This is a genomic window from Paenibacillus sp. EKM212P, assembly GCF_011066115.1.
Classification (GTDB): Bacteria; Bacillota; Bacilli; order Paenibacillales; family Paenibacillaceae; genus Paenibacillus; species Paenibacillus polymyxa_B.
Map to the genome: position 1 here is coordinate 1 of NZ_JAAMNR010000093.1, position 208 is coordinate 208.

The following is a 208-nucleotide window of genomic DNA, read 5'->3' on the forward strand; positions in this document are numbered from 1 at the left end:
TACCATCGGCGCTGGAGGGCTTAACGGTCGTGTTCGGGATGGGTACGTGTGGAACCCCTCCGCTATCGCCACCAAACGTTCGAGAGTTTGAGCTCTCAAAACTGAGCAACGAGTGAGTAGTTTTTGAAGCATACGCTTCATATTTGAATGTTTCCGTTGCAGGAAACGATTCTCCATAGAAAGGAGGTGATCCAGCCGCACCTTCCGA

General features: G+C 51.0%; 1 rRNA gene. It reads right to left on the minus strand.

Annotation, left to right across the window (positions count from 1 at the left end):
* Window positions 1-76, minus strand: a 5S ribosomal RNA gene (gene rrf / locus G9G54_RS25190); the annotation flags it as partial.
* Window positions 77-208: the final 132 nt, after the last annotated feature.